Origin of the sequence: Neisseria sp. DTU_2020_1000833_1_SI_GRL_NUU_006, from assembly GCA_032388755.1 — a bacterium.
Taxonomy (GTDB): domain Bacteria; phylum Pseudomonadota; class Gammaproteobacteria; order Burkholderiales; family Neisseriaceae; genus Neisseria; species Neisseria sicca_C.
Window position 1 is genome coordinate 1855497 of sequence record CP135593.1, and the last position, 13806, is coordinate 1869302.

Genomic DNA, 13806 nt, shown 5'->3' on the forward strand with positions numbered 1-13806 from the left:
ATGACCGATTACAGCAAAACCGTAAACCTGCTCGAAAGCCCGTTTCCGATGCGCGGCAACCTCGCCAAGCGCGAGCCTGCGTGGCTGAAAAGCTGGTACGAGCACAAACGCTATCAAAAACTGCGCGAAATCGCCAAAGGCCGTCCGAAATTCATCCTGCACGACGGCCCGCCGTATGCCAACGGCGACATCCACATCGGTCATGCCGTCAACAAAATCCTCAAAGACATCATTATCCGCAGCAAAACCCAAGCCGGTTTCGACGCGCCTTATGTGCCGGGCTGGGACTGCCACGGCCTGCCCATCGAAGTGATGGTGGAAAAGCTGCACGGCAAAGACATGCCCAAAGCGCGTTTCCGCGAATTGTGCCGCGAATATGCCGCCGAACAGATTGCCCGCCAGAAAAAAGACTTTATCCGCTTGGGCGTGTTGGGTGATTGGGATAATCCTTACCTGACCATGGATTTCAAAACTGAAGCCGATACCGTGCGTATGCTCGGCGAAATCTACAAATCGGGCTATCTCTACCGCGGTGCAAAACCGGTTCAGTTCTGCTTAGACTGCGGTTCTTCGCTGGCGGAAGCGGAAGTGGAATACAAAGACAAAGTATCGCCTGCGATTGACGTTGGTTATCCGTTTAAAGACACCGCCGCGCTTGCCGCCGCATTCGGTTTGTCCGGCATCGAAGGCAAAGCGTTTGCCGTCATCTGGACGACCACGCCTTGGACGCTGCCTGCGAGCCAAGCCGTGTCTGCGGGTGCGGACGTGGTGTATCAATTAATCGATACGCCCAAAGGCAAATTGGTATTGGCGAAAGATTTGGCGGAAGATGCGCTCAAACGTTACGGTTTTTCAGACGACCTCAGCGTCCTCGCCGAAACCACCGGCGACAAGCTGGAAAACCTGCACATGAACCATCCGTTCCTCGAACGCGATATTCTCATGCTCAACGGCGAACACGTTACCACCGACGCCGGTACCGGCTTGGTGCACACCGCCCCCGCGCACGGTTTGGAAGACTACGCCGTCTGCAACAAATACGGCATCGAGCTTTACAACCCCGTCAACGCCGAAGGCAAATACATCAGCGAAACGCCGCGCGTGGCAGGCATGAGCGTTTGGGAAGCGAATCCCGTCATCCTGCAATGGTTGGAAGAAACCGGCAACCTCTTGGCAAGCAGCAAAATCGAACACAGCTACGCCCACTGCTGGCGCCATAAAACCCCGCTGATTTACCGCGCGACGGGTCAGTGGTTTATCGGCATGGACAAAGCCGGAAGCGACGGCAAAACCCTGCGCGACAAAGCCATCAAAGCCGTGGACGACACCGAATTCTTCCCGTCTTGGGGTCGCGCACGCCTCGAAGCCATGATCGAAGGCCGCCCCGACTGGGTCGTTTCGCGGCAACGCTACTGGGGCACGCCGATGACCTTCTTCGTCCACAAAGAAACGGGCGAGCTGCATCCGAACTCCGCCGAGCTTTTGGAAAAAATCGCCCTGAAAATCGAAGAAAAAGGCATCGAAGCATGGTTCTCCCTCGATAAAAGCGAATTGCTGAGCGCGGAAGATTGCGAAAACTACGACAAACTTTCCGACACGATGGACGTATGGTTCGACTCCGGTTCGACCCATTACTCCGTCTTGAAACAGCGCGAAGAATTGGACTGGCCTGCCGACCTCTACCTCGAAGGCAGCGACCAACACCGCGGCTGGTTCCAATCCTCCATGCTGACCGGCTGCGCCTCATCCATGGGACGTGCTCCGTACAAACAGCTTCTGACCCACGGTTTCGTGGTTGACCAAAACGGCCGCAAAATGTCGAAATCCATCGGCAACGTCGTCGCGCCGCAAGAAGTCTATAACGAGTTCGGCGCGGACATCCTGCGCCTGTGGGCGGCATCCACCGATTACAGCGGCGAATTGGCGATTTCCAAAGAAATCCTCAAACGCGTCACCGAAAGCTACCGCCGCATCCGCAACACCTTGAGCTTCCTGTTTGCCAACCTCAGCGATTTCGACCCGTTCGAACACACCGTACCGCAGGCAGACATGGTCGAAATCGACCGCTACACCTTAGTGTTGGCGCGTCAGCTGCAAGAGCGTCTGGCAGGCGACTTCTATCCGCGCTATGCCTTCCACTTCGCCGTAAAAGACATCGTCGCCTTCTGCTCGGAAGACTTGGGCGCGTTCTACCTCGACATCCTGAAAGACCGCCTCTACACCACCAAAGCCGACAGCCACGCCCGCCGCAGCGCGCAAACCGCCTTGTACCACATCACGCGCAGCCTGGTTCTCTTGATTGCACCGATTTTGTGCTTCACCGGCGAAGAAGCGTGGGACATCATCGGCGGCGGCGAAGAAGACAGCGTCCTCTTCCACACCTGGCACGAGTTCCCGCCCATCAACGAAAAAGCCGAAGCCGAACTGGTGAAAAAATGGACGGCAGTCCGCGAAGCCCGCGAAGCCGTAACCGCCGCCATCGAGCCTTTGCGCGCCGACAAAACCGTCGGTTCGTCCTTGCAGGCAGAAGCCGAAATCACCGCACCGGAAGCCACCGCCGACTACCTGAACGCCTTAGGAGAAGAATTGCGCTTTGCCCTCTTGGTGTCCAAAGTCGAAGTCAAAACCGGCAGCGAACTCGCCGTTACCGCCAAAGCCAGCGACGGCGAAAAATGCGAACGCTGCTGGCACTACACCCACGACATCGGCACAGTCGCAGGTCATGAAACCATCTGCAAACGCTGCGCCGAGAATGTGGACGGCAAAGGCGAAGAGCGGCATTACGCTTAAGTGCTGCCGACATTTGATTTTCGAAGTGGATTTTTGTTTGAAAAGCGGCAAAATCAAGCTGGAAACCGCAGCAAGATTGGATACCTTGCGAGAATTTCCAACGCAGAAGATGCCGCTTTAAGAACAAAAAGATACAGAAATTATTGAATATCGACAGACTCTCAGGTCATCTGAAAAAAGGTCGTCTGAAAACCAAGATACAGGTTTTCAGACGACCTTTGCTATGACGGAACGGCTTTACGCTTCGACCGGTTTGCCGCGCAGGGAGAAGGTGTAGGCTTCGGTGATTTCCAAATCGATCATTTGGTTGATCATATCGGGCGTACCGGTGAAGTTGACCACGCGGTTGTTGGCGGTACGGGCTTGGAGCTGGTCGGGGTCTTTTTTGGAGATGCCTTCAACCAGACAGCGTTGTACGGTGCCGATCATGGTTTGGTTGATGCGGGCGGTTTCGGCTTCGATGACTTCGTTCAGGGCTTCGAGGCGGCGCACTTTTTCGGCGTGCGGGGTGTCGTCCGGCAGGTTGGCGGCAGGTGTGCCGGGGCGCGGGCTGTAAATAAACACGAAGCTCAAATCGAAGGCGATGTCTTTCACCAGCTTCAGGGTTTGCTCGAACTCGCGCTCGGTTTCGCCGGGGAAGCCGACGATGAAGTCGCTGCTCAGGCACAAGTCGGGGCGGATGGCGCGCAGTTTGCGGATGATGGATTTGTATTCCAAGGCGGTGTAGCCGCGTTTCATCGCGCTCAATACGCGGTCGGAACCGCTCTGAATCGGCAGGTGCAGGTGCGACACCAGCTTGGGCAGGTCGCGGTAGCACTCGATAATCGAGTCGGTAAACTCGCGCGGGTGGCTGGTGGTAAAGCGCATACGTTCGATGCCGGGGATTTCGTGGACGATGCGCAGCAGGGTGGCGAAGTCGCAGATTTCGCCGTCTTCCATTTCGCCGCGATAGGCGTTGACGTTTTGTCCCAAGAGGTTGATTTCTTTCACGCCTTGCTGGGCAAGGTTGGCGATTTCGGTCAAAACGTCGTTCAACGGGCGGGAGAACTCTTCGCCGCGGGTGTAGGGGACGACGCAGAACGAGCAGTATTTGGAACAGCCTTCCATGATGGATACGAATGCTGCGCCGCCTTCTACGCGGGCGGGCGGCAGATGGTCGAATTTTTCGATTTCGGGGAAGGAAATGTCGACTTGCGACAGGCCGCTGGTTTCTTTATCCACAATCATTTTGGGCAGGCGGTGCAGCGTTTGCGGGCCGAAGACGACGTCCACATAAGGCGCGCGTTTGATGATGTTTTCGCCTTCTTGGGAGGCGACGCAGCCGGCAACGCCGATGATGAGGTCGGGATTTTTTTCTTTGAGCGGGCGCACGCGGCCTAAGTCGGAGAACACTTTTTCCTGCGCTTTTTCGCGCACGGAGCAGGTGTTGAAGAGGATGATGTCGGCTTCGTCGGCTTCGGTTACTTGTTCGATGCCGCCGTTTTCTTCGGCGAGTACGGCGAGCATTTTTTCGCTGTCGTATTCGTTCATTTGGCAGCCGAAGGTGCGGATAAATACTTTTTTCATGGTTTGTGTCTTTCTCAGGTAGCCCGTAATTGCGGGGCTGATTGTTATGGAAATCTTGATTTCAGACGACCTTGGGAAGGCTTGGCAGGTCGTCTGAAACACTGATTCGTCAGGGCGCAAAAATGCGCGGTTGCGCTGCTGCGGCTGCAACAGCCAACCACGCGGTGTGTGTTTGGGTCGTCTGAAACGGGCAGGCCGCGGCTTATTGCGCGTCTTGCTTAATCTCGTCGCGGACTTCTTTTTGCGCGGTAAAACGGGAGGCTTCGTCGTCGGTCAAAACCCATACTTCGCGCACGAGGGCGTTGGTGTCGTTGTGTTTGAAGGCGATGGTTTTGCCTGTTTTACTTGCCAGTCGCCCCATCGGGATGAAGCGGTCGTTTTCGTCGTGGATTTTGGTGAAACGGGTAATCTGCAGCTTGGCGGAATTGCCGTCGGCAAGGCCCAGCGTCAAGAGGCGCGTCCATGAGAAGCCGCCACGGCTCACTTTCAGATAAGGCAGTTCGACCTGTTTCAAAACCGCCGCGTCCATATCGCTCGGCAGCTTGCGCTGGGCGGCGTAGGAGACGGTGGAAACCAAAAGGGTAAGCATTAAAATGAATCCGCGTAACATGATGTTTTCTTTATGGTATAAATGGGTGCGGATTATAGCACAAACGCTTCAAATATGAACAGAGTGATTGTTTTTACAGAACAATTTTCATTTTCAGATATGGCGTTGCGCCGTGGCGGTTTGGGCTTTCGGGGTCGTCTGAAACGGCTGGCGCGGGCAATCTGATGATAAAATACCGCTTATTTTTCAGACGACCTCAGAAAGAACCCGCTATGAACCGTAACGAAATCCTGTTTGACCGCGCCAAAGCCATCATCCCCGGCGGCGTGAATTCCCCCGTCCGCGCATTCGGCAGCGTCGGCGGCGTGCCGCGCTTCATCAAAAAAGCCGAAGGCGCGTATGTTTGGGACAAAAACGGCACGCGCTACACCGATTACGTCGGTTCGTGGGGGCCTGCGATTGTCGGACACGCGCACCCCGAAGTCATCGAAGCCGTGCGCGAAGCCGCGTTGGGTGGTCTGTCGTTCGGCGCGCCCACCGAAGGCGAAATCGTCATCGCCGAAGAAATCGCCAAAATCATGCCGTCCGTCGAACGGCTGCGCCTCGTCAGCTCCGGCACCGAAGCGACCATGACCGCCATCCGCCTCGCACGCGGCTTTACCGGACGCGACAAAATCATCAAATTCGAAGGCTGCTACCACGGCCATTCCGACAGCCTGCTCGTCAAAGCTGGCAGCGGCCTGCTCACCTTCGGCAACCCGTCTTCCGCAGGCGTTCCCGCCGACTTTACCAAACACACCTTAGTCCTCGAATACAACAACACCGCCCAACTCGAAGAAGCGTTCGCCCGCAACGGCGACGAAATCGCCTGCGTCATCCTCGAACCCTTCGTCGGCAATATGAACCTGGTCCGCCCGACCGAGGCTTTCGTCAAAGCCCTGCGCGAATTGACCGAAAAACACGGCGCCGTGTTGATTTACGACGAAGTGATGACCGGCTTTCGCGTCGCGCTCGGCGGCGCGCAGTCGCTGCACGGCATCACGCCCGACCTGACCACGATGGGCAAAGTCATCGGCGGCGGTATGCCGCTTGCCGCGTTCGGCGGACGCAAAGACATCATGGAATGCATTTCCCCGCTAGGCGGCGTGTATCAGGCAGGTACATTATCAGGCAACCCGATTGCCGTCGCCGCCGGCTTGAAAACGCTTGAAATCATCCAGCGCGAAGGCTTCTACGAAAACCTGACCGCCTTGACCCGCCGCCTCGCCGACGGGCTTGCCGCCTCCGCCAAAGCGCACGGCATCGAGTTCACCGCCGACAGCGTGGGCGGTATGTTCGGCCTGTATTTCGCCGCCCATGCCCCGCAAAACTACGGCGACATGGCGCGTTCCAATATCGACGCCTTCAAACGCTTCTTCCACGGCATGCTCGACCGCAACACCGCCTTCGGCCCGTCCGCCTACGAAGCAGGCTTCGTCTCCGCCGCGCACACGCCCGAGCTGATTGACAAAACCATCGCCACCGCGCACCAAGTGTTTGCGGAAATGGCGAAATAAGGCGAAGCGCATCCGCAGAAGCAGGCAGGTGTGATTTATAGTGGATTAAATTTAAATCAGGACAAGGCGACGAAGCCGCAGACAGTACAGACAGTACGGAACCGATTCACTTGGTGCTTCAGCACCTTAGAGAATCGTTCTCTTTGAGCTAAGGCGAGGCAACGCCGTACTGGTTTAAAGTTAATCCACTATACATAGCAAAGGTCGTCTGAAAACCTAAATCTAGGTTTTCAGACGACCTTTCTCTTTACCCAACCCTTTCAAACCATCGCTTGATACAACGCGATCATCAGCGGCATGGTGATGACGCACAGCAGCGTCGTGATGCCGTAAATCGCGCTGGCTTTACGGGCGTTTTGACCATAAACCATCGCCATTTGGGTAACGGTGGACGCGGCGGGGCTGACGGTGGCGAGGAAGCTGATAAGGACGACGGTATCGCTGTGTCCGCCCAAGCGGGCTATGCCTGAAACTTTGACAAACACCAGCAGAATCAGCGGGATAAGTATCAGGCGCAGGAAGGCGACGAGGTAAATCCGTTTGGAGAGGACGATTTCTTTGAGCGGCAGCGAGGCAATCAACATTCCGGCAACGAGCATGGCGACCGGACCTATCATGCTGCCGACGGTGGCGAGCGTGTTGTCGATGATGTGCGGCAGTTTGATTTGGAAGGCAAACATGAACACGCCGATAAAGATGGAAAGGATGTTGATGTTGGTCAGTACGGTTTTCCACGCAAGATTGCCGCGCCCGCAAAGCAGCAGGCGCAAGTGCGTCCAGAAAAGGAACATTTGGACGATGATGAAGCCGCTGGTGTAAATCACCCATTGCGGTCCGAAAATGGACATCACCAGCGGGATGATGAGGTTGCCGGAATTGGTGTAAACCGTGGCGGCGTGCTCGAGCGTATCGAGCTTGAAAAGGGTTTTGAAAAGCCTGCCCAGCGCGATCAGCAGGATGTGGAACACGACTGCGAGGGCGACCGAGAGTTTCAACCCGTCAATGATGTCGGGCGTGTTCTCGATTTGGAAGGCGTGAATCATCACCGACGGGCTGATGAGGTAGAGCGCGATGACGGAGAGCGTGCGGCTGTGTTCGGAGGTCAGAAGCTTGAATTTCACCAACGCCATGCCCATCAGGACGATCAGGGTCAGCTCGGTGATTTTTCCGGCGAGGAGCAGGGCGGTTTCCATAGCTTATCCGTATCTGAATATAGAAAAGGAATTTTATAGCAAATCGCAGCTTTCGTTATCCATAAAGCCCCGGTTTTCCAAGCTATATCGCCATCTCTATGCAGACCCCTATAAATAAAAAGCAAAAGGGTCGTCTGAAACCTATTTAAGCCTTATGCCAGAATACCAGAGCCTTGCCGACAACAAGTACATCATCCTCATACGCAAGAGAAGTCTTTACAAAAATTAAAACATTTACTTGTAGTAGCAAAATGCCAAATGCATCCTAATAATCAAATTAAAATACCGTTCGTCGCTTTTTCCCCACAAATTGATAAAAATAGAAATTTAAAATATTTTCTACCAAACAAGGTAATACCCATCAAAAAAAACCAAAAATCAAATTAAAATATCATATATTTCATATGCTTATTATTCTATTGCCATTTATTGCATCAAAATACATTTCAAAAAATCGAAGAATACAGGCCTATGCGCCCCTGTTCTCACCATAAAAAATGACACAAGCCTTGATTTTTAATTTCGTACTTTTACAATATGCATTGAAACTTTTCTTGGCGATTATTAAGTTCCAGTCCGAAACGGCATCATCCTTTTACAGTTTACGGGGAGCCGCCGGAAAAGCATCAACGTCCTTACACCCACCATACAAAGGTAAAAAAACATGAAAAAATTCAATGTGAAAGTATTGAGCATGGCTGTTACGGCAGCCGTAGCAAGCGGCGCAGCGGGAGCGGCTGAACAAAACTTTGCAGCAGCGGTTGGCGGCAAAGACGATCAAGGTCAAGCAGCGTTTTTTACTGTCTTCGGCGAAGGCACAACATATGATAAAGATACCGGTAAGCTGACTTTCAAAAAAGATAGCGATGCTCTGCTTTTGAAAACCTTAGAGTTAGAACAAACCATTAATGGTTTTGCTTCCGGTTCGGATTTCATCACAACTGATGCCAATGGTAACAAAACCGTCCGTAAAGCCACCAATGAAGATATCGAAGCCGACAGCCTGAAAGGTGTAGGCTTGGCAGGCGGCCTTGACAACTTGGCAAAAGAAACAGCGGCTGCTTTAGATGATCAAGACGAAACCATCGAAGAACTGAAAACTGCCATTACCACCAATGGTACTCGTATTGCCGAAGTTGCTACGGGTGTGAACAAGCTGAATGAATCAGTTGCAGAAATGGGCAAAGACATTTCTACCAAATTTGACGAAGTGGACAGTGAAATTTCCAAAGCATCATCCGAGCTTTCCGAATCCATTGAAAAAGTAAGCGAAGACGTAACCGCAGTAAATAAACGTGTGGATACTCTGGAACAAGAGACAGCTGCTGCCAAAACTTCAGCTAAAGCCGCTGAAGATAAAGTAACCGAACTTTCTGCCAATGTTGACAGCAAAGTAACAGAAGCCAAAGACGCCGCTAAAGCCGCCGAAGATAAAGTAACCGCGCTTTCTGCCAATATTGACAGTAAAGTAAAAGAAGCTAAAGATGCCGCCGCTAACGCAGTGGATGCTGCTTCTAAAATTGATGCAGTTGCCGAAAAAGCTGACAAGGCAAGCAAAGGCGTAGAAGGTCTGACTGAAGCTTTAGAAAAAGTTGCAGAACAATCAGCTCTTGCAGCAGCTGAGAATGCTCAAGCCCTCAACGGCTTTGCAGAAGGCGATGAAATCGTCGTTACCGATAATAATGGTATCAAATCTGTCAAAACAGCTGCCAAAGAAGATGTTGAAGCCGACGAGTTCAAAGGGTTGGGCTTGAAAGAAGTTGTCGCAACGCACGATGAAGCTTTGGGTGACTTGACTGAAACCGTCAACGACAACAGCGAAGCATTGGTAAAAACTGCTGAAGTCGTTAATGCCATCAGCGCAGATGTGAATGCCAATAAAGCAGCATTGGAAGAGCAAAAAGAAGCTAACGAAGGCTTCAACACTGCTATTGCCAGCTTGGATAAAGACATCGGTGATCTTGCCTTGGCAGGCAAAGCAGCTATGGAAGCTTTAGAAGTCAACCGCAAAGATATTGACGCCAACAAAGCAGCAATCGAAACTAAAGCCGATAAAGCTGACTTCGAGGAATTGGCAAAATACACTGCCGATATGGGTAAAAAAGTTAACGACATCGGTGACGAAGTAACTGCCCTGAGCGATGCGACTAGCGCAGCTATCACTCGTCACGATAAAGACATCGTTGACTTGGCACAAGCAGGTCTGACAGCAACTGAGGCCTTGGAAGCGAACCGCAAGGATATCGATACCAATAAGGCGGCGATTGCTGAAAATACTGCCGCACTCGAAAAGCAAAAAGAAGCTAACGAAGGCTTTAACAATGCCATCACCAGCCTGGATAAAGACATTGGTGATCTCGCGTTGGCAGGCAAAGCAGCGATGGAAGCTTTAGAAGTTAACCGCCAAGATATTGACGCCAACAAAGCGGCAATCGAAACTAAAGCCGATAAGGATGCTGTGGAAACTGCTAAAAATGCAGCGGTTAAAGCTGAAAAATCAGTACAAGCAGTACAAGGTTCTGTTGAAATTGCCCAAAAATCTGCCCAAACAGCTGAAAGCCACGCCAAAGCAGCGCAAACATCTGCTGTTGCAGCCAATAATGTAGCGTCTACTGCACAAACCGCTGCTGCCAAAGCTCAAGAAAGTGCCGATACCAATGCGGTACAAATTGCAGCCAATACTAAGCAAATCGATACTAACAAAACCGATATTGCTGCATTGCAAACTGCAAATGGTCAACACGCTGCAGGTATTGCTAAAAACTCAGCACGCATCGATAGCCTGGATAAAAACGTAGCGAACCTGCGTAAAGAGACCCGCCAAGGTCTGGCAGCACAAGCAGCCCTCAGCGGCCTGTTCCAACCTTACAGTGTCGGTAAATTCAACCTTACCGCTGCTTTGGGTGGTTTCAAATCTGATACCGCAGTTGCTGTGGGTGCAGGTTATCGCTTCAATGAAAACTTTGCAGCTAAAGCCGGTCTTGCAGTGGGTACCTCTTCAGGCGGCTCTGCATCTTACAACGTAGGTTTGAACTACGAATGGTAATATTCTTCGTAGAACTGACCTAAATTGACCCGCAGCTTCGGCTGCGGGTTTTTTATGCATTTAATCTTTGAAAGAAAAAATGCCCAAAGGTCGTCTGAAAACCCAACTCTGATTTTCAGACGACCTTTTCTCAAACTATTTCAAACGAAATGTTGACAATTTTTCACCCGACGACAGGGCGTTTTCAGTATAATACCGCCCGCAAATTTTCCTTTTTTTTGAAAAGCATAAATCATGACTACTTCAAATCAAAATGTGCTGGAGCGCATATTCAATTTAAGCGCAAACGGCACGAATGTGCGCACTGAGCTGATGGCAGGTCTGACCACCTTCCTCGCCATGTGCTACATCATCATCGTCAATCCGCTGATTCTCGGCGAAACGGGCATGGACATGGGCGCGGTATTCGTCGCCACCTGCATCGCTTCCGCCATCGGCTGCTTTGTGATGGGCTTCATCGGCAACTATCCGATTGCGCTCGCGCCGGGCATGGGCTTGAACGCCTATTTCACCTACGCCGTCGTCAAAGGCATGGGCGTGCCCTGGCAGGTGGCTTTGGGCGCGGTATTCGTTTCCGGTATCATTTTCATTTTATTCAGCTTTTTCAAAGTGCGTGAAATGCTGGTGAACGCGCTGCCTATGGGTTTGAAAATGTCGATTGCCGCCGGTATCGGGCTGTTTCTGTCGCTGATTGCGCTCAAAGGTTCCGGCATCATCGTCGCCAGCGACGCGACTTTGGTGAAGCTGGGCGACATCCACCAACCTGCTGCGCTTTTGGTGCTGGCAGGCTTCGCCATGGTGGTGGCTTTGGGGCATTTCCGCGTCAAAGGGGCGATTATCCTGACCATTCTGGCAATCACAGCCATTTCCACCCTACTGGGCTTGAGCGATTTTAAAGGCGTGGTCGGAGAAATTCCGAGCATAGCGCCGACTTTCATGCAGATGGATTTCAATGGTCTCTTTAAAATCAGCATGATCAGCGTGATTTTCGTCTTTTTCCTGGTTGATTTGTTTGACTCCACCGGCACGCTGGTCGGCGTTTCCCACCGTGCGGGCCTGCTGGAAGACGGCAAACTGCCTCGTCTGAAACGCGCCCTATTCGCCGACTCGACCGCCATCGTCGCCGGTGCCGCACTGGGTACGTCCTCGACCACGCCGTATGTCGAAAGCGCGGCAGGCGTGTCCGCAGGCGGCCGCACCGGTCTGACTGCCGTAACCGTCGGCGTATTGATGTTGGCGTGTCTGATTTTCTCGCCGCTAGTGCAGAGTATCCCCGGCTTCGCCACCGCGCCCGCGCTGCTCTACGTCGGTGCGCAAATGCTGCGCAGCGCGCGTGAAATCGACTGGGACGATATGACCGAAGCCGCTCCCGCTTTCCTGACCATCGTGTTCATGCCGTTCACCTACTCGATTGCCGACGGCATCGCTTTCGGCTTCATCAGCTATGCAGTGATCAAACTCTTGTGCAACCGCGTGAAAGACGTACCACCTATGGTGTGGATAGTTTCCGTATTGTGGGCATTGAAATTCTGGTATTTAGGAGGCTAATGGTCCATTTGCAGAAAGGGTCGTCTGAAAAAAGTTTTCAGACGACCTTTTATATATAACTAGTGGCTCATACTTTACTTAATTAATATCAGTTTGAATAGATATATAAACCATTCAGTAATAACTTCACAAACCCTCTTAAAGCCGATATACGGAACAGTTTTTATCTGCACCAGAAAAATAGTTTTTCGTAACATCATCACAAGAACTAGTAGTACTTTCACAAATAAAAGTCGTTAGAGATTCATTAATCTTTATTACCCTAGGTTCTTTATTCTTATCCAATGCAACTGCTTTTAAAGTAAATTTCCCATCTAACGCCCCTCTAGCAAGCCCATGAGGATAAATACAAAAATTTTCTAAACTCCGAGAGTTAGGCAAATCAGGCCACGCTGTAGAAGTTTTCTTGAAACTACCATTCTGCTGATAAAATCGTTCCATAAACTGAGCACTCTCAACAAGCGCTGCCAGAGCCTGACGTATTTCAGAGTCTCTAAGATATTTTTGATAACTTGGATAAGCTATTGAAGTTAAAATCCCAATTATTGCAATTACAAAGATTAATTGAATAAGAGAATACCCTTTACAATTTTCTTTATTCATCATTTATTACCTATTGATAATTTTATTACCTAATTTCAATATATCCTTTTTGTATAAGAAGACCTTTTGGGTTTATAACACTTACTTTCAGACTGACTAAAGCCTCCCACATTTTCTTCCAAGCAGAATACCAGCCTACATCTCAAACTCCTTACTCTAATGCTTCCAGTTAATTTACTTTTGGACGGCGTTTTTAGCTTTTGGGTTTGCGGGTGCGGGCGCGACGGTTGCTTCGGCCTTCAGTTTGGAGAAGATGCCCTCGCCGATGCCTTTGACGTTTTTGAGCTCCTCCACCGATTTGAAGCCACCGTGCTGCTGGCGGTAGTCCGCAATGGCTTTCGCTTTGGCCGGACCGATGCCGGGCAGGGCTTCCAATTCGGACGGGGAAGCGGTGTTGATGTTGACGGCTGCCAGCGACAGCGAGGCGGTCAAAACGGAGAGTGCGGCAAAGAGGAATTTTTTCATAAGGACGTTTTCCTATCGTTTCGTTAATATGGACGGCAACGCCCGGAATGCGTTACCACTGTATATCTTATTATCATATCCTTTCCATTATTTCAACTCAAACAATTTTAAATATTTCCAACCTTACTATCTCCAAATGTATTGATTCCGCAACATCTGCTAGCCCGCCTCAATTTCGGAGCGTACCCGCCCGCATCATCAAGCGTCCATCCTTCTGCAACCGGAGCATTCGGCGTATCACCCCATTTTGCCCACCGCCGCCATACAAGGCAGGGATGTCCGGTTCGCCAAACCCGTCAACGATACAAAGTAAAAGCCCCCGACATCTGTCGGGGGCTTAGGATAGGTGTTTGGCAGTGACCTACTTTCGCATGGAAGAACCACACTATCATCGGCGCTGAGTCGTTTCACGGTCCTGTTCGGGATGGGAAGGCGTGGGACCAACTCGCTATGGCCGCCAAACTTAAACTGTACAAATCGGCAAAGCCT

General features: G+C 51.6%; 9 protein-coding genes and 1 rRNA gene. 4 read left to right on the top strand and 6 right to left on the bottom strand.

Annotated elements, in window-relative coordinates; translation table 11 throughout:
* Complete coding sequence (ileS, locus tag RSJ68_09020) at positions 1 to 2790, top strand: isoleucine--tRNA ligase (GenBank protein WNU96576.1); 2790 nt, start codon at positions 1 to 3, stop codon at positions 2788 to 2790.
* 237 nt (positions 2791 to 3027) lie between these two features.
* On the opposite strand, the gene miaB is transcribed toward ileS, so the two are convergent.
* Both miaB and RSJ68_09030 read right to left on the bottom strand, forming a co-directional pair.
* Positions 3028 to 4356, bottom strand: coding sequence for a tRNA (N6-isopentenyl adenosine(37)-C2)-methylthiotransferase MiaB (gene miaB / locus RSJ68_09025; GenBank protein WNU96577.1), 1329 nt, complete (start codon positions 4354 to 4356; stop codon positions 3028 to 3030).
* Between the two features lie 202 nt (positions 4357 to 4558).
* Positions 4559 to 4966, bottom strand: coding sequence for a hypothetical protein (locus RSJ68_09030; protein WNU96578.1), 408 nt, complete (start codon positions 4964 to 4966; stop codon positions 4559 to 4561).
* 212 nt (positions 4967 to 5178) lie between these two features.
* On the opposite strand from RSJ68_09030, the gene hemL reads away from it, so the two are divergent.
* On the top strand, positions 5179 to 6462 hold the full coding sequence (gene hemL / locus RSJ68_09035; GenBank protein ID WNU96579.1) for a glutamate-1-semialdehyde 2,1-aminomutase: 1284 nt from the start codon (positions 5179 to 5181) through the stop codon (positions 6460 to 6462).
* 260 nt (positions 6463 to 6722) lie between these two features.
* Here the strand turns inward: hemL and RSJ68_09040 are convergent, their stop codons facing one another.
* Complete coding sequence (locus RSJ68_09040) at positions 6723 to 7655, bottom strand: AEC family transporter (protein WNU96580.1); 933 nt, start codon at positions 7653 to 7655, stop codon at positions 6723 to 6725.
* Positions 7656 to 8319: 664 nt separating this feature from the next.
* Between RSJ68_09040 and RSJ68_09045 the strand changes: the two genes are divergently transcribed.
* Both RSJ68_09045 and RSJ68_09050 read left to right on the top strand, forming a co-directional pair.
* The gene (locus RSJ68_09045) at positions 8320 to 10701 is read left to right on the top strand and encodes a YadA-like family protein (protein WNU96581.1); all 2382 of its coding nucleotides are present in this window, start codon (positions 8320 to 8322) and stop codon (positions 10699 to 10701) included.
* A gap of 234 nt (positions 10702 to 10935) precedes the next feature.
* Positions 10936 to 12249: an NCS2 family permease gene (locus RSJ68_09050; GenBank protein ID WNU96582.1), complete on the top strand. Its 1314-nt coding sequence runs from the start codon at positions 10936 to 10938 to the stop codon at positions 12247 to 12249.
* Positions 12250 to 12387: 138 nt separating this feature from the next.
* Here the strand turns inward: RSJ68_09050 and RSJ68_09055 are convergent, their stop codons facing one another.
* The 3 genes from RSJ68_09055 to rrf form a co-directional block, all read right to left on the bottom strand.
* Positions 12388 to 12852 (bottom strand): type IV pilin protein, encoded by a 465-nt coding sequence (locus tag RSJ68_09055; GenBank protein ID WNU98384.1) that lies wholly within the window; start codon positions 12850 to 12852, stop codon positions 12388 to 12390.
* Positions 12853 to 13026: 174 nt separating this feature from the next.
* A complete protein-coding gene (locus tag RSJ68_09060) occupies positions 13027 to 13317 on the bottom strand; it encodes a helix-hairpin-helix domain-containing protein (protein ID WNU96583.1) in 291 nt (96 codons plus the stop codon).
* 348 nt (positions 13318 to 13665) lie between these two features.
* Positions 13666 to 13779 (bottom strand): 5S ribosomal RNA (gene rrf, locus RSJ68_09065).
* Positions 13780 to 13806 lie beyond the last annotated feature (27 nt).